This window comes from Pandoraea sp. CB10b_02, assembly GCF_002216225.1.
GTDB classification, from domain to species: Bacteria; Pseudomonadota; Gammaproteobacteria; order Burkholderiales; family Burkholderiaceae; genus Pandoraea; species Pandoraea nosoerga.
The window spans coordinates 33896-50177 of record NZ_NJGW02000005.1 but is presented as its reverse complement, the minus strand read 5'-3'; the positions used below and the strand labels follow the sequence as shown (position 1 = coordinate 50177).

Here is a 16282-nt window from a genome sequence, read left to right as displayed (position 1 = left end):
AGAACGAGGTCGGAACCGGCCGGAAACCCGCGTCGCGCGGCGATGTGACCGTTGTGCGCCTTTCCTTTTCAGGCGCTTTCCGATAGCATCCTTTGAACAGGTTCCGTCGGGGAATCAGTGCGAACACACCGGCGTCGCGGCCGGTGGTGGTCCGTTCATAGCCGGTGCCCGGCAATGGTCAAGCAATCGTTCAGCGGTACGTCAGGCGGCAGCGTTCCGCCGCGTTTGCCCGAGCAACACAAAGAGGAGTGTGTGCCATGCGTGTGTCTGACATTCTGAAGGTAAAGGGCAACACCCTTTTCACCGTGACCCCGGAGACGTCGCTGGCCGATGCCGTCGATACCATGGCGGAGCACGACATCGGCTCGCTCGTGGTCATGGAATACGGCGACCTGGTGGGCATGCTCACCTTCCGCGAGATCATCAATACGATCAGCAAGAACGGCGGGACCGTCGGCGGCTCGACCATCCGCAAGATCATGGATGACCATCCGCTCACCTGCACGCCCGAGACGGATGTGAACGAAGTGCGTCGCATGATGCTCGAGCGCCACGCCCGTTACCTGCCGGTCATGGACAATCGCACGCTCATGGGCGTGATCTCCTTCTACGATGTGGCGCGCGCGGTCGTCGAGGAACAGTCCTTCGAGAACCAGATGCTCAAGGCCTACATCCGCGACTGGCCGGCCGAGGAAGCGGAAAACGCCAAGTGAGCGAGCCCAGCCAGCGCGGGGCACGCGGCGAGGGCCATCAATCACGGCTGCTGAGGCAGCGGCGCTTTGCGCCGTTTTTCTGGACGCAGTTCCTGGGCGCGATGAACGACAACGTGTTCAAGATCGCGTTCACGTCGCTTGTGACCTACCATGCGTCGCTTTTTCAGGACGTTGACGGCAAGACGGCGGCGTTCCTGATTTCGGCCATTTTCATCGCGCCGTTTCTACTGTTTTCGGCCACCAGCGGCCAGATTGCCGACAAGTGGGACAAGGCGCGGCTGATCCGTTTCGTCAAGACGCTCGAGATTGTCATCATGGCCGTGGGCGCGCTCGGTTTCCTTTGGACGAACGCGTCGCTGCTCTACGCGTGTACGTTCCTGATGGGACTGCACTCGACGCTGTTCGGGCCGGTGAAGTATGCCTATCTGCCGCAGCATCTCGCCACGCGGGAACTCGTGGGAGGCAACGGCCTGGTGGAGATGGGGACGTTCGTGGCCATCCTCATCGGCACCATCCTGGGCGGGGAGATCGCCGCGGCGGGGGCGCCGGCGTTGCCATGGCTCGGCGGCGTCTGCCTGGCGCTGGCGGCGCTGGGGCGGCTCGCGTCCGTCTGGGTGCCGCAAACACCGGCCGCGCAGCCCGATCTGCGCATCAACTGGAACCCAATCACGGAGACGTGGCGAAATCTGAAGATTGCCCGCGGCGACCGTGCCGTGTTCCAGAGCCTGCTGGGCATTTCCTGGTTGTGGTTTCTGGGGGCGACCTTCCTCGCCTCGTTCTTCAATTTTTCCCGCGACGTGCTGGGCGCTGATCCTGGCGTGGTCACATTGCTGCTCGCGATGTTCTCCGTGGGCATCGGCGCAGGCTCGCTGCTGTGCGAGCGGCTGTCGGGCGGCAAGGTGGAGATCGGGCTGGTGCCGTTCGGCTCGATCGGCATGACGGTTTTCGCCGTCGATCTTTATTTCGCCAGCCGCGGCGGCGCGGGTGGCGCTTCGTTGCAGACGGTTGCGCAATTCATTGCCGTGCCGAAGCATTGGCGAATCCTTGCGGACCTGTTCCTGCTCGCAATGTTCGGCGGCTTCTACAGCGTGCCGCTCTACGCGCTGATTCAGAGCCGCAGCGCGCCATCGCATCGCGCGCGGATCATCGCGGCCAACAATATCCTCAATGCGCTGTTCATGATCGTCTCGGCCCTCATGGCGATGGCGCTCACGCGCGCGGGCCTCACCATCGACCAACTGTATCTGGTCACCGGCATTCTCAACGCGCTGGTCGCGGTGTATCTCTACACGCTCCTGCCAGAATTCCTGATCCGATTCGTGATGTGGTTGCTGCTGCACACCGTCTACCGCATCGAGGTCGAAGGTGCGGACCGGATTCCGGACGAGGGGCCGTGCGTGCTCGTGTGCAATCACGTGAGTTTCGCGGATGCCGTGGTGATCGGCGCCTCGATTCGGCGTCCGGTGCGCTTCGTCATGGATCACCGGATCTTCCGGATGCCGGTGCTCTCGTGGTTCTTTCGCACGGTTCGCGCGATCCCCATTGCGCCGGCGCACGAGGACGCGCATACGCTCGAGCGCGCCTACGCGCAGATTTCCGGGGCGCTCGACGCCGGGGAGGTCGTCTGCATTTTCCCCGAGGGCAAGCTGACGGCGTCGGGTGACGTGCAGCTTTTCCGGCAGGGAATTCAACGTATCGTGGAGCGCACGCCGGTGCCGGTGATTCCGATGGCGCTGCGCGGCCTGTGGGGCAGCTTCTTCTCTCGCCATGGGGGCGCCGCGATGACACGTCCGTTCAAGCGCGGCATTCTGAATCGGCTGGAACTAGTCATCGGCGAGCCGGTGACGCCGGCGCAGGCCACGCCCGAAGCGCTGCGCGAGAAAGTGCTCAGGCTGCGCGGACCGTGGCCCGTGTGATGCTTCAGGGACGCTTCAGGGACGCTTCGGACGTCGCGGTATGCCGCGCCAGGCGGCGCGACCGGGCGGGATCGCTGGCATAATAGGGCTTTCCCGTCTCACCGACCCTGATCCCCGTATGTCTGGCAATACGCTTGGAACCCTGTTTACCGTCACCACTTTCGGCGAATCGCATGGCCCGGCCATCGGCTGCGTCATTGACGGCTGCCCGCCGGGAATGGCGCTCACGGAAGCCGACATCCAGGTGGAGCTGGATCGCCGCCGCCCGGGCACGTCGCGTCATGTGACGCAGCGTAACGAACCGGACGCCGTCGAAATTCTCTCGGGCGTATTCGAAGGCGTGACGACGGGCACACCCATCGCGTTGCTCATCCGCAATACCGATCAGCGCAGCAAGGACTACGGCAACATCGTGCAGACGTTCCGCCCGGGGCATGCCGATTACACCTATCTGCAAAAGTACGGCGTGCGCGACTATCGCGGCGGGGGCCGTTCGTCGGCGCGGCTGACGGCGCCGGTGGTCGCGGCCGGCGCCGTGGCCAAGAAGTGGCTCGCGCAGCGATTCGGCGTACAGGTGCGCGGCTGCATGACGCAACTCGGTGACATCGAGATTCCGCAGACGGACTGGTCACAGGTATCGCAAAACCCGTTCTTCGCCGCGAATGCAGACGTCGTTCCGCAGCTCGAAGCGTATATGGACGATCTGCGCAAAGCGGGCGATTCCGTGGGGGCGCGCCTGCGCGTCGTCGCCACCGGCGTGCCGGTGGGGCTTGGTGAGCCGCTGTTCGACCGGCTTGATGCCGATATCGCGCACGCGATGATGGGGCTGAACGCCGTCAAGGGCGTCGAGATCGGGGCGGGTTTCCGATGCGTCACCCAGAAGGGGTCCGAGCATGGTGACGAACTGACGCCGGAAGGCTTCGTCGGCAACAACGCCGGTGGCATCCTCGGCGGAATTTCGACGGGGCAGGACATCGACGTCTCCATCGCGATCAAGCCGACGTCGAGCATTCGCACGCCGCGTCGCTCGATCGATGTGACCGGACAAGCGTCGACGGTCGAGACGTTTGGTCGCCACGACCCCTGTGTCGGCATTCGCGCGACGCCGATTGCCGAAGCACTGCTGGCGCTCGTGCTGATCGATCACGCGTTACGCCATCGTGCGCAGTGCGGGGACGTGCGGGTCGGCACGCCGGTGATTGCGGCCCGCGCGCCGGAGTGAGCGCGGCGGTTTGACGCCGCGCCCGCGGCGCCAACACCCATCGACGCGCTGAACCGCGAGCGCGTCACCCCGAATGCACGCCTCGAACCAATGCGCCAGGCAACTCGTCTGGCGCTTTTTCGTTACTCCTTGCACTGCGCGATCGGTTGCTCGTCCTTCGCGGTGTAGACCGTGCCCTCCGGTCCTTTGCTCCACCACACGAGCGTGCGCCCCACGTGCTTCTCGCCGCTCGCAGCTCGCGCGGGCTTGAGGATCTCGCGTTTGCCCATCCAGTAGAACGTCACGTTGCCGCCGAGGTCGCGATCGTCGTAGACGACCACGGCAACGTGCCGGTTGTCGCAAAGGTAACTCACAGTCTTCGCTTGCGCCCAGCCGTAAGCGAGCGAGAGGGCGCCCGCGAGGACCACGCCCGGCAGCCATACGGAAGATACGGAAGTTCTCGGCATCATGCCTCCTTGCGTCCAGTCGTGAATTCGGCGCCGGATCGACACGGACCGAGCCAGCCGCCGGCGCCATGGGCTGGGCACCATTGAAAACCGCCGGACGGGCCGGCGGTCGGTTCCTGCATCACATGTTCGGGTAATTCGGCCCGCCGCCGCCTTCGGGCGTAACCCACACGATATTCTGCGTCGGGTCCTTGATGTCACACGTCTTGCAGTGCACGCAGTTCTGCGCGTTGATCTGCAGGCGCTCGGAGTCGTCGTCGTTCTTCACGAACTCGTACACGCCCGCCGGGCAATAGCGCTGCTCGGGCCCCGCATACTCGGCCAGATTGATGCCCACCGGCACGCTCGGATCCTTGAGCGTCAAATGCGCCGGCTGGTTCTCCTCGTGGTTGGTGTTCGAGATGAAGACCGAAGAGAGGCGGTCGAATGTCAGCTTGCCATCCGGTTTCGGATAGACGATCGGCTGGCATTGCGCCGCCGGCAGCAAGCACTCGTAGTCCGCCTTCTTGCGGTGGATGGTCCACGGCATCTTGCCGCCGAGCAGTTTCTGCTCGATGCCCGTCATGATCGTCGCGACGGTCAATCCCTTCTTGAACCATTGCTTGAAGTTGCGGGACTTGTTCAGCTCTTCGTGCAGCCACGATTGCTCGAACGCGGCCGGATACGCCGTGAGTTCGTCACGTTGGCGATCGGCGGCAAGGGCGTCGAATGCGGCGTCCGCGGCCAGCATGCCGCTTTTGATCGCGGCGTGGCTGCCCTTGATGCGGCTCACGTTGAGGAAACCGGCTTCGCAACCAACGAGTGCCCCGCCCTTGAAGACGAGTTTCGGCAATGCGAGCAGGCCGCCGGCCGTGATGGCGCGCGCGCCATACGAGATACGCTTGCCGCCTTCCAGGAAGTGACGAATCGAAGGGTGCGTCTTGTAGCGCTGGAACTCCTCGAACGGCGACAGGTACGGGTTGCTGTAGTCCAGGCCGACGATGAAGCCCACGGCCACCTGGTTGTTCGACAGGTGATAGAGGAACGAGCCGCCGTAGGTGTCGGCCTTGAGCGGCCAGCCGGCCGTATGCACGACGAGGCCTTCCTTGTGCTTGGCCGGATCGATCTCCCACAGTTCCTTGATGCCAAGACCGTAGGCCTGCGGATCGCGCCCCTCGTCGAGATTGAACTTGCGCATCAACTGGCGGCCGAGACTGCCGCGCGCGCCTTCGGAGAAGATCGTGTACTTGGCGTGCAGCTCCATGCCAAGCTGGAAGTTCTCAGTCGGCTCGCCGTTCTTGCCGACGCCCATGTTGCCCGTGGCCACGCCCATGACCGCGCCGTTCTCGTCATAAAGCACTTCGGCGGCGGCGAAGCCCGGGAAGATTTCAACGCCGAGCGCTTCGGCTTGCTGGCCGAGCCAGCGCACCACGTTGCCCAGGCTGATGACGTAGTTGCCATGGTTCTGGAAGCAGGCCGGCAGCAGCCACGAGGGCGTGGCAGTCGCGCCGTTCTCGGTGAGGAACAGGAAGCGGTCTTCGACGACGGGAGTGTCGAGCGGTGCGCCCAGCGCCTTCCAGTCGGGGATGAGTTCGGTGAGCGCGCGGGGATCCATGACCGCGCCGGACAGGATGTGAGCGCCGATTTCCGAGCCTTTTTCCAGCACACACACGGAAATTTCCTTGCCCGCTTCCTGCGCGCGTTGCTTCAAACGGATAGCCGTGGACAGGCCGGCCGGGCCGCCGCCGACCACGACGACGTCATACTCCATCGACTCCCTCGGGCCGTACTGCTCGAGCAGCTTGGGATCCATTGATGCTCCTGTTATAAACGTTAGAATTCGTGGGTGCGGCCATTTTCCGGGAATGGGGAACACCTCGCAACCGCATATTAATAGCACGATCGTTCGGTTTGGTAGGTAGGAAGCTCTAGCGACACGCTTCGGGTCGCGCCGGCGTTCATTGCCCGTTCGGGCATGAGGGGGAGGAGATGGGGCGTTCGCTGAATCTGGAAGGCAAGGTGGCGATGGTGACGGGGGCGTCGAGCGGCCTGGGCATGCAGTTTGCCAAGGTGCTGGCGCAGGCGGGGGCCAAGGTGGTGCTGGCGAGTCGCCGCGTGGAGCGGCTCAAGGAACTGCGCGCGGAGATCGAGGCGCAGGGGGGCGCCGCGCATGTGGTGCCGATCGACGTGACCGACTACGACAGCATTCGTGCCGGGGTGGCACATGCCGAGACCGAAGCCGGAGCCATCGACATCCTCATCAACAATTCCGGGGTGTCCACCCAGCAGCGTCTGGTCGACGTCACGCCGCAGGAGTACGACTACGTGCTCGATACGAACACGCGCGGCGCGTTTTTCGTGGCGCAGGAAGTCGCCAAGCGCATGATCCGGCGCGCGAAAGGCGACCCGCAGCGGCAGCATCGCATCGTCAACGTGGCGTCGGTGGCCGGGCAACGCGCGATTTCCATGCTCGGCGTGTACTGCCTCAGCAAGGCGGCGGTCATTCATATGACGCGCGCGATGGCGCTGGAGTGGGGGCGCTTCAATATCAACGTGAACGCGCTATGCCCCGGCTATATCGACACTGAGATCAATCACGAGCACTGGCAGACGGAGGCCGGGCGCAAGCTCGTGCAGATGCTGCCGCGTCAGCGGGTGGGTGAGCCCAGTGATCTCGATGGGTTGATTCTTCTTCTGGCCTCGGACGATTCTCGATTCATCAACGGATCGATCATGACCATCGACGACGGACTGGCCGTGAGCTGAACGCGCCGCGCCGTCTGGCGAGGACATTTGCGCAGTTGCGCAGGCTCGCTACGGCGCGGCAATCCGGGATTGTCCGAGGCAGTCAGCGCCGCGACGACGAGCGCATAATTTGTCGATGTTCACGGGATCGTGAGGGCGTCGCGTTGACGTCGGATCCCGAATCATCTTGAGGACACCATGCGTAATCTAGGCTGGCGGGGGCTCGTCGGAGTCGCGCTTGCCCTCGCCGCAACTGCGCTGCCCGTCGCCGCGCAACCTTACAAGGCCGAATACTCGCTGTCGATCGTGCCGGACGCCGGCACCCCCTGGGGCAAGGGCACGCAGCTCTGGGCCGAGATGGTGCGCGAACGCACGCGCGGTCGTATCAATATCCGGCTGCACCCGGGCGCCGCGCTCGTCGGCGGCGACCAGACGCGCGAATTCTCCGCACTGCGTCAGGGTGTGATCGACATCGCCGTCGGCTCGACGATCAACTGGTCGTCGGCCATTCCCGAGTTCAACGTCTTTTCGCTGCCGTTCCTGCTGCGCGGCTATCGCTCGCTCGACGCGCTCACGCAGGGCGACGTCGGACGCGAATTGTTTCGTCGCGTGGAAGAGCAGGGCGTCGTGCCGCTTGCATGGGGCGAGAACGGCTTTCGGCAACTGAGCAATTCGCGCCGCCCGATTCGCACGCCCGAGGACATGCGCGGCCTGCGTTTTCGCGTCGTCGGTTCCCTGCTGTTCAACGATATCTTCACCGCGCTCGGTGCCGTGCCGGCGCAGATGACGTGGAACGAGGCGTTTCGTGCGCTGCGCGCGCGCAAGATCGATGGTCAGGAAAACCCGATCACGATTTACAACAACGTCAGACTCGATACGGTGGGACAGCGCTACATCACCGTGTGGGATTACGTTGCCGACCCCATCGTCTTCGTCGTGAACCGGCAGGTGTGGGACAGTTGGTCGCCGCAGGATCGCGACATCGTGCGCGAGGCGGCGGTGGAGGCGGCTCGCTTCGAAGTCACCCTCGCGCGCGAGGATCTGCTGAGCAGCGGGCGCGGCATGTGGGAGGACCTGGAGGCGCGCGGCGTGAAGGTGACGAGGCTCACGCCGGAGCAGCGCCAACGTTTCGTGGACGCGACGCGACCCGTCTATACCAAATGGAAGGCGCTGGTCGGCCGCGATCTGGTCGAGAAGGCCGAAGCCGCGGTGAGGGACGAGTCGGCAACGGGCAAGCCACAGGCGCTCAACGGTCGGTAAGGCGATCGGCGAGGGCGGATCGGTCTTCGGATATTTCCGATCCCCCCGCTCATCACATCCGAAATGCGCCGGCTGGCGCACATCGAACGAGTTCAGGCGATACACTTTCATCCCATGACGTCCGGCCGGTGCAGGTCGCGGCGTCGGTTTTCAACATGGGGATTCGAAGTGTCGTCACACTACAAGGAAGTTTTTCGCATGCGCATGCCGATTCGCTGGGGCGATATGGATGCGTTCGGGCACGTCAACAACACCGTGTACTTCAGGTACATGGAGCAGGTGCGTATTTCGTGGCTGGAGTCGCTCAATATTGCTTCGGAAGAGAGCGCCACGGGCGAAGGGCCGGTCATCATCAACGCCGGCATGACGTTCCTGCGGCAGTTGCGCTACCCGGGAGACATCGATTGCCGCATGTTCGTCGGCGAGCCGGGGCGAAGCAGCATCGATACGCGCTTCGAGCTGCGCCGGGCCGATACGCCCGACGTGCTTGTTGCGCAGGGTAACGCCAAGATCGTTTGGGTGAACTACAAGGAGGAGAAATCAGTGCCGCTGCCCGACGGCGTGCGCGCGCTCATGTCGTGAAGCGGCGCGCCGCGCGTCTCAGTTGCCGAGCAGGCGCTGGACAAGCTCGGTGGCCGTGCCCGCGCCATATTTCTGCATGAGGCGCGCGCGGTAGATGTCGACCGTGCGCGGGCTGATGTCGAGGATCTTGCCGATCTGCTTGCTGGTCTTGCCTTGCACGAGTTGGGCCGCGATCTCCCGCTCGCGGGCGGTGAGGGCCACGGCAACGCGGCGTGTGGCCGAGATGTCCTCGAACGTCCACAAGCCTGCCGCGTGCGGATCGTGTACGTCGAGCGAGCGGCCCGTGACGTGGCACCAGAACAGTTCGCCGTTGGCGCGGCGCATGATGCGCTCGTCGGAATAGACGCCCTGCGAGCTCATGATCGGCGGGATCCGCTCGCCGATGCGCTCGAACTCCTTGGGCGACGGGTAGAGCACCTGGAACGACTGGCCGATGAGCGCCTCGGGCTCGTAGCCGAAGATCTTGCCAAGCTGTCGGTTGCAATCTTCGATGATACGCTGGCGCGAGATCACCAGACCGACCGGCGCGATGTGAAAAGCTGTCTGATAGTCGAACGTCGGCATGGGGGCAGGGCGGATCGGGTCGGGCCCCGCGCGAGCGCGGCGCGTGCCGCGGCCGGTGCACGGGAAGATATGTAATTTCACGTATTGTGCCCCATTTGGGCGCCACCGTAAGCTCTACGATTGCACCGGGCGCGCGTCCGCGGCGTCTCGCGGTTCGGCGCGAGCCTTGCAATGCGTGAGAGCGCGGCATAATTTCAATTCTCAACCGAGGGAAAGGGACAAACGATGAACAAGGTATACGCCAGCGCCAAGGAGGCGCTCGCCGGCGTCGTCGCAGACGGGCAAACGCTCGCCGTCGGCGGCTTCGGCCTGTGTGGCATTCCGGAGGCCCTGATCGCCGCGCTGCGCGACTCGGGCGTCAAGGGGCTTACCTGCATCAGCAACAACGCCGGCGTGGACGGTTTCGGCCTGGGCCTGTTGCTCGAGACGCGCCAGATCAAGAAGATGATTTCGTCATACGTCGGCGAGAACAAGGAGTTCGAGCGCCAGTATCTGGCCGGCGAGCTCGAGCTCGAATTCACGCCTCAGGGCACGCTCGCCGAGAAGCTGCGCGCCGGCGGCGCGGGCATTCCCGCATTCTTCACGAAGACCGGCGTGGGCACGGTAGTGGCCGAAGGCAAGGAAACGCGTGAGTTCGACGGCGAGACGTATGTCATGGAACGCTCGCTGCGCGCCGATGTCGCGTTGGTGAAGGCTGCCAAGGCCGACCGCGCCGGCAACCTCGTATTCAACCGCACCGCCCGCAACTTCAATCCGGTGGCCGCCATGGCCGGCAAGATCACGATTGCCGAAGTGGAAGAACTGGTCGAGACCGGTTCGATCGATCCGGACGACGTGCACCTGCCGGGTATCTTCGTGCAGCGCATCGTGGTGAACGCGCATCCGGAAAAACGCATCGAACAGCGCACGGTACGTGCCAAGTAAGCCGCCGAGAACAAGGAGATAGTCATGGCATGGAATCGTGATGAAATGGCCGCGCGCGCGGCGCGCGAGCTCGAAGACGGCTTTTACGTGAACCTTGGCATCGGTTTGCCCACGCTCGTGGCCAACCATGTGCCCGAAGGCATGGAAGTCTGGCTGCAGTCGGAGAATGGCCTGCTCGGTATCGGCCCGTTCCCGACCGAAGACGAAGTCGACGCCGACATGATCAACGCCGGCAAGCAGACGGTGACGACGCTGCCGGGTTCGTCGATCTTCTCGTCGGCCGACTCGTTCGCCATGATTCGCGGCGGCCACATCAACCTGGCGATTCTCGGGGCGATGCAGGTGAGCGAAAAGGGTGACCTCGCGAACTGGATGATCCCGGGCAAGATGATCAAGGGCATGGGCGGCGCGATGGATCTCGTCGCCGGCGTGGGCCGCGTGGTCGTGCTCATGGAGCATGTAGCCAAGGGCGATGCGCACAAGATCCTCAAGAACTGCGATTTGCCGCTGACCGGCGTTGGCGTGGTCAACCGCATCATCACCGATCTGGGTGTGATCGACGTGACGCCGGATGGCCTGAAGGTCGTCGAACTGGCGCCGGGTGTGACGAAGGAAGAAATTACGCAGAAGACCGGGGCGCCGCTCGACACGAGCGCTGTCTGATGCCGGAGTGTGTTTCGGCGCGCTTCGGTGCGCCTTGGTAATACGTCGTCGGCCACCTCCACGCGCGGGGGGCGGTCGGCCGAGTGTCTTGCTGAGCGTTGCGGGGCCGTTGAACCCGGCGACGTGTGGAGGTCGAAACGGGCGGGGTTTCCCCGCCCGTTTCGTTTTTCCGGCGCCGCGTATTGTCGCGCGCGACTGCGCGCTATGTGTGATATTGCGCGCTATTGCGTGTTATTGCGTGTTATTGCGCGTCATTGCCTTACCAGGCCCGTGGCGCCCGGCGGACACGCCTGGCGGGCCTGGATGGCTGTTGCTGCCTGATGTGCTGTTTGCGTTGATTGCGCTGACGGCACTTATTGCACTTATTGCACTTATTGCGCCACCCAGCCGCCGTCCATGTTCCAAGCGACGCCGCGCACCTGGTCGGCGGCTTCGCTGCACAGGAAAACGGCCAGCGCACCCAATTGCTGGGGCGTGACGAAATCGCCCGATGGCTGCTTCTCGCCGAGCAGCGAGCGCTTGGCCGCCTCGCTGGAGAGGTGCTCGCGCGCCGCGCGATCGTCGATCTGTTTCTGAACGAGCGGCGTGAGCACGAAGCCCGGGCAAATGGCGTTGGCCGTCACACCGGTCTGCGCATTTTCGAGCGCCGTCACTTTGGTCAGTCCGACGATGCCATGTTTGGCCGCCACATACGCCGACTTGCCCGCAGAGCCCACGAGCCCGTGGGCCGACGCGATATTGATGATTCGTCCCCAGTTGCGCATGCGCATGCCCGGCAGCGCGAGGCGCGTAGTGTGGAATGCCGACGTGAGGTTGATCGCGATGATCGCGTCCCATCTTTCCGTCGGAAAATCCTGAATCTGCGCAACGTGCTGAATACCGGCATTGTTCACGAGAATGTCCACGCCGCCGAACTCCGATTCGGCATATTGCATCATGGCCTCGATCTCGCTCGCCCGGCTCATGTCGGCGCCGTGATAGCCGATGCTCACGCCCGTGTGACCCGCTTTCGCCGCCGCGTCGGCGATGGCTCTGCGCGCGCCCTCGGCGTCGCCGAAACCGTTCGTGATGAGCGAGGCGCCCTGGGCCGCCAGCGCCTGTGCCATGCCCAGACCGATGCCGCTGGTCGAGCCGGTCACGAGGGCGATTTTTCCTTTCAGCATTGCGTCGTCTCCGTGCGGATGAGGTGTGGGAAAAGCGTTTGAAATTGCTGAGTAGCACCGCGGACTGCGGTTTGATGCGGCTCATGAGTGGCCTCATTCTAGCTTACGGTTTGCGGCAGGCGCGGTAGAATTCGGGTCTGGAAACCGATCCGATGAGTCCGCCATGCCGAGCCACGTGCCCCGTCTGTCAAGCGTTCAGTGTCTGAGTCCGTCGGGGCTGCATCGCATGGCATATGCGGAGTGGGGCGATCCCGGCAATCCGCGCGTTCTGGTGTGCGTACACGGCCTCACGCGTTGCGGCCGCGACTTCGACGCGCTCGCGCAGGCGTTCGCGAACGATTACCGCGTTGTATGCCCGGACGTGGTCGGGCGGGGGCAGTCGGAATGGTTGCGCAACCCCGCCGGCTACGCCGTGCCGCAGTACGTCGCGGACATGGTGACGCTGATCGCGCGGCTGGGCGTTGCGTCGGTGGACTGGTTCGGCACCTCGATGGGCGGGCTGATCGGCATGGGGCTCGCGGGCCTGCCGCAGACGCCGATCCGCAACATGCTGCTCAACGACGTCGGTCCTCACATCGATGCCGGGGCGCTGGCGCGCATCGGACAGTATGTCGGCATGCCAAAGCGCTTTGCGTCGATGGACGAGGCGGCGGATTATCTGTGGTCGATCTCGTCGGCCTTCGGCCCGCATACGCCGCAGGAGTGGCGCGCGTTGTGCGAGCCGTTGGTCAAGGCCGATGGCGACGGATTTGTGTTGCGTTACGATCCTGCCATCGGCGCGGCGTTTACGGCCATTTCACCCGAGGCCGTGGCGGCCGGCGAGGCGATGCTCTGGGCATCGCTCGCGGCGTTTGGCGGACGCACGCTCGTGGTGCGCGGCGAGCAGTCGGACCTGCTCTCGCGCACCACGATGCAACAGATGCTCGCGCACGCGCAACACGCGCGCGCCGTGGAAATACCCGGCGTGGGACACGCGCCGACGTTCGTGCATGCGGATCAGATCGAGATCGCACGCCGTTTTTTTGACGGATATGCCGACTGACGGGCGCCCCAGGGGCATCGCAGGGCAGGTCCGGAATTCGAAGAACACGAGGAGTCTTACATCATGGCAGTACAACGTTTCTACGTCGAAAAGCGCTGGTCGGACATGGCGGTGCACAATGGCACCGTCTATCTGGCCGGGCAGACGCCCGATGACCGCAGCCAGGATATGGCCGGACAGACGCGTCAGGTTCTCGCGCACATCGACCGCCTGCTCGCCGAAGCGAACAGCGACAAGTCGTTGATTCTCTCGTGTCAGATCTTCATCTCCGACATGAAGTACTTCGGTGAAATGAATCAGGTGTGGGACGAGTGGGTGCCGGCCGGCAATGCGCCGCCGCGCGCCACGGTGCAGGCGGCGCTTGCCGATCCTGCCATGCTCGTTGAAATCGTGGTCGTGGCAGCGCAGCGCGATAGCTGAGCGCGACGACCGCTTCATCCGGGGTGCCTGGCGCCCCGTGTTCCGACATGAACCAACATCAAGCACCGACATCCGCTGGCGCGAATGCCACATCGGCGACCGGTGCCTCGGATCCGGCGCCGGCTGTGGCCGAGGCTGCGTTGCCGGCCACGCTCGACGACGCGCTCGCCTTCGCCGCGACGCTGTGCGAGGACCATGTGCTTTCGTCCGGCGAGCCGATCATGGCGCATGCGCGTGGCATGCTCGCGATTCTCGACACCCTGCGCGTGGACGAAGCCACGCATCAGGCTGCCGCGCTCTTCTGCGCCGTCGAATTTCTCCCCGATCCGCAGGCGACGCTGACGCAGAAGTTCGGCGCCGAAGTCGCAGCGCTGGTGATCGACGTGCGCAAGCTGCAACGCCTTTCGGGAGCGGGCTCGCGCGCGGCGCAAGCCATGCCGTCAGACGGGCGCGATCGCGACGCGGTCGCCGAGCGCAAGTCGCAGGTCGAGGGCCTGCGCAAGATGCTGCTCGCCTTCGCGCAGGACATCCGGGTCGTGATGATCCGCCTCGCCTCGCGGCTCCAGTCGCTGCGGTGGTATGCCGCGCAAAAGAAGGCGCCGCCGGAGGACATGCCGCACGAGGTGCTGGAGATCTATGCGCCGCTTGCCAACCGTCTCGGCATCTGGCAACTGAAGTGGGAGCTCGAGGATCTCGCGTTCCGCTTCCTGGAGCCGGTGACCTACAAGCAGATCGCCAAGCTGCTCGAAGAAAAACGCGCCGAGCGACAGTCGTTCATCGAGAGCGCGATCCAGCGGCTTCAGGACGAGCTCGCGCGTGCGGGCGTGAAGGCCGAAGTGTCCGGGCGGCCGAAGCACATCTACAGCATCTGGAAGAAGATGCGCGGCAAGGCTGTCGATTTCGCGGAACTGTACGACGTGCGCGCGTTTCGTGTGATCGTCGACGACATCAAGGCGTGCTATACGGTGCTGGGCATCGTACACAATTTGTGGCAGCCGATTCCGAAGGAGTTCGACGATTACATCTCGCGTCCGAAGCCGAACGGCTACAAGTCGCTGCATACGGTGGTGATCGGCGATGACGGGCGCGCGTTCGAAGTGCAGATTCGGACGCACGAGATGCACCACTTCGCCGAATACGGCATTGCCGCGCACTGGCGTTACAAGGAGGCCGGGCAGCGCGGCTATGGCGGCGCCTTTGCCGCCAACGAGGCATACGACGAGAAGATCGCGTGGCTGCGCCAGTTGCTCGCGTGGAAGGACGACGTGGCAGACACGGTCGGCACCGAGGCGACGGCCGAACCGTGGGAGCAGCTCAAGCGTGCGACCATCGACGATCATATCTACGTGCTCACACCGCAAGCGCGTGTCATTGCGCTGCCGCAGGGCGCCACGCCCGTCGATTTTGCCTACCACCTGCACTCCGAGCTGGGGCACCGCTGTCGCGGCGCGCGTGTGGACGGCGCCATGGTGCCGCTCAATACGCCGCTGCAGAACGGGCAGACGGTAGAGATCATCACGGTCAAGCAGGGCGGGCCGTCGCGTGACTGGCTCAATGCGCAACTCGGGTACTTGCAGAGTCATCGGGCGCGGCAGAAGGTGCGGCAGTGGTTCAATGCCGTCGATCTCGAGGAGACGATCGCCAACGGGCGAACGCTTATCGACAAGACGCTGCAGCGCGAGGGCAAGACGTCGGTCAACCTCGAGGAGCTGGCCGCGCGGCTCGGTTTTCGCACGCCGGACGATCTCTATGCGTCCGTTGCGAAGGACGAGTTCAGTCTGCGGCATGTCGAGCAGGCGCTTTCGGGCAACCTACCGGGACCGGAACCACGCGATGAGGACACGCTCGTCGCGAAGAAGAGTCTCGATACCAGTGTTACGCAGGGTGCCAAGAGCGGGGTGCTGGTGGTTGGCGTTGGGGCGCTGCTCACCCAGTTGGCCAAATGCTGCCGGCCGGCGCCGCCCGACCCGATCGTGGGTTTCGTCACGCGGGGCAAGGGGGTGTCGATTCACCGCCAGGACTGCGCCAGCTTTCAGGCGATGAAGGCGCGCGCGCCCGAGCGGGTGATTCAGACCGCCTGGTCCGGCGACGTGCTCGAAGGCCGTGGCGTGGCGGCGTATCCGGTGGACATCCAGATCGAGGCGATTGACCGTCAGGGGCTGTTGCGCGACATCTCCGAAGTCTTTTCGCGCGAGAAGCTCAACGTGACGGGCGTCAGCACGCAGTCGCGCGGGCAGCAGGCGTTCATGCAGTTCACCGTCGAAGTGCGCGACGGAGGGCAGTTGCAGCGGGCGTTGGCTCAGCTCAACGGGGTGTCGGGCGTGGTCTCGTCGCGTCGGCGATAAGGGGGGGCACGCCCGCGGCAGGAAGGCACGGGACGCCAGCACCGAGCGCGCACGCGGGCGGGCGTTGGTCGGTGCGGCGTTTGCGCATCGACTGACACCGCCATCGCGCCGAGATCGTTGATTGACGCGGTTTTTCGTCGGCGGGCACAATAATCGCTTGGCGATTCGCGGGAATCTTGCTAGAATCTCGTTTTCTTGCAGTAGGCTCGTAGCTCAGCTGGTTAGAGCACCACCTTGACATGGTGGGGGTCGTTGGTTCGAGTCCAATCGAGCCTACCAACGAATTTGATGCATTACA

At 64.3% G+C, this 16282-nt stretch carries 15 protein-coding genes and 1 tRNA gene; 12 read left to right on the top strand and 4 right to left on the bottom strand.

The genetic code is table 11. The annotated features are described in order from the left end of the window. Positions 1-257: 257 nt before the first annotated feature. From CDN36_RS06980 to aroC, 3 genes are all read left to right on the top strand, one after another. Positions 258-713 (top strand): CBS domain-containing protein, encoded by a 456-nt coding sequence (locus CDN36_RS06980; protein WP_150555769.1) that lies wholly within the window; start codon positions 258-260, stop codon positions 711-713. Further along, positions 710-2629, top strand: a complete 1920-nt coding sequence (locus CDN36_RS06975) for an MFS transporter (RefSeq protein WP_287496333.1) — start codon at positions 710-712, stop codon at positions 2627-2629. The genes CDN36_RS06980 and CDN36_RS06975 overlap by 4 nt, the downstream gene beginning before the upstream one ends. Before the next feature lie 118 nt (positions 2630-2747). Beyond that, the gene (gene aroC, locus CDN36_RS06970) at positions 2748-3851 is read left to right on the top strand and encodes a chorismate synthase (protein WP_150555771.1); all 1104 of its coding nucleotides are present in this window, start codon (positions 2748-2750) and stop codon (positions 3849-3851) included. A gap of 122 nt (positions 3852-3973) precedes the next feature. Here the strand turns inward: aroC and CDN36_RS06965 are convergent, their stop codons facing one another. Both CDN36_RS06965 and CDN36_RS06960 read right to left on the bottom strand, forming a co-directional pair. Next, positions 3974-4297: an MliC family protein gene (locus CDN36_RS06965; RefSeq protein WP_287496332.1), complete on the bottom strand. Its 324-nt coding sequence runs from the start codon at positions 4295-4297 to the stop codon at positions 3974-3976. 121 nt (positions 4298-4418) lie between these two features. Further along, positions 4419-6089: an electron transfer flavoprotein-ubiquinone oxidoreductase gene (locus CDN36_RS06960; RefSeq protein WP_287496331.1), complete on the bottom strand. Its 1671-nt coding sequence runs from the start codon at positions 6087-6089 to the stop codon at positions 4419-4421. A 176-nt stretch (positions 6090-6265) separates the two neighbouring features. Between CDN36_RS06960 and CDN36_RS06955 the strand changes: the two genes are divergently transcribed. The 3 genes from CDN36_RS06955 (at position 6266) to CDN36_RS06945 (ending at position 8863) form a co-directional block, all read left to right on the top strand. Beyond that, complete coding sequence (locus tag CDN36_RS06955; protein WP_150555774.1) at positions 6266-7042, top strand: SDR family oxidoreductase; 777 nt, start codon at positions 6266-6268, stop codon at positions 7040-7042. Between the two features lie 177 nt (positions 7043-7219). Then, a complete protein-coding gene (locus CDN36_RS06950) occupies positions 7220-8281 on the top strand; it encodes a DctP family TRAP transporter solute-binding subunit (protein WP_150555775.1) in 1062 nt (353 codons plus the stop codon). Between the two features lie 114 nt (positions 8282-8395). Further along, positions 8396-8863, top strand: a complete 468-nt coding sequence (locus CDN36_RS06945; protein WP_150555839.1) for an acyl-CoA thioesterase — start codon at positions 8396-8398, stop codon at positions 8861-8863. An 18-nt stretch (positions 8864-8881) separates the two neighbouring features. Here CDN36_RS06945 and CDN36_RS06940 read toward each other — a convergent pair whose 3' ends face one another. Further along, positions 8882-9427 carry a PAS and helix-turn-helix domain-containing protein gene (locus tag CDN36_RS06940; protein ID WP_150555776.1) on the bottom strand — a complete coding sequence of 182 codons (546 nt, stop codon included), beginning with the start codon at positions 9425-9427 and terminating at the stop codon, positions 8882-8884. Positions 9428-9652: 225 nt separating this feature from the next. On the opposite strand from CDN36_RS06940, the gene CDN36_RS06935 reads away from it, so the two are divergent. Together CDN36_RS06935 and CDN36_RS06930 are read left to right on the top strand one after the other, a co-directional pair. After that, positions 9653-10351: a CoA transferase subunit A gene (locus tag CDN36_RS06935; RefSeq protein ID WP_150555777.1), complete on the top strand. Its 699-nt coding sequence runs from the start codon at positions 9653-9655 to the stop codon at positions 10349-10351. 24 nt (positions 10352-10375) lie between these two features. Then, complete coding sequence (locus CDN36_RS06930; RefSeq protein WP_150555778.1) at positions 10376-11014, top strand: CoA transferase subunit B; 639 nt, start codon at positions 10376-10378, stop codon at positions 11012-11014. Positions 11015-11385: 371 nt separating this feature from the next. Here the strand turns inward: CDN36_RS06930 and CDN36_RS06925 are convergent, their stop codons facing one another. Next, entirely contained in the window at positions 11386-12177 is a 792-nt protein-coding gene (locus CDN36_RS06925) for a 3-hydroxybutyrate dehydrogenase (RefSeq protein ID WP_150555779.1), read from the bottom strand. Positions 12178-12340: 163 nt separating this feature from the next. Between CDN36_RS06925 and CDN36_RS06920 the strand changes: the two genes are divergently transcribed. From CDN36_RS06920 to CDN36_RS06905, 4 genes are all read left to right on the top strand, one after another. Then, the gene (locus CDN36_RS06920; RefSeq protein ID WP_150555780.1) at positions 12341-13219 is read left to right on the top strand and encodes an alpha/beta fold hydrolase; all 879 of its coding nucleotides are present in this window, start codon (positions 12341-12343) and stop codon (positions 13217-13219) included. 63 nt (positions 13220-13282) lie between these two features. Next, positions 13283-13639 carry a RidA family protein gene (locus tag CDN36_RS06915; RefSeq protein ID WP_150555781.1) on the top strand — a complete coding sequence of 119 codons (357 nt, stop codon included), beginning with the start codon at positions 13283-13285 and terminating at the stop codon, positions 13637-13639. A gap of 47 nt (positions 13640-13686) precedes the next feature. Then, on the top strand, positions 13687-15984 hold the full coding sequence (locus CDN36_RS06910; protein WP_287496330.1) for a RelA/SpoT family protein: 2298 nt from the start codon (positions 13687-13689) through the stop codon (positions 15982-15984). 202 nt (positions 15985-16186) lie between these two features. Continuing rightward, positions 16187-16263: transfer RNA gene (locus CDN36_RS06905), tRNA-Val, on the top strand. Positions 16264-16282: the final 19 nt, after the last annotated feature.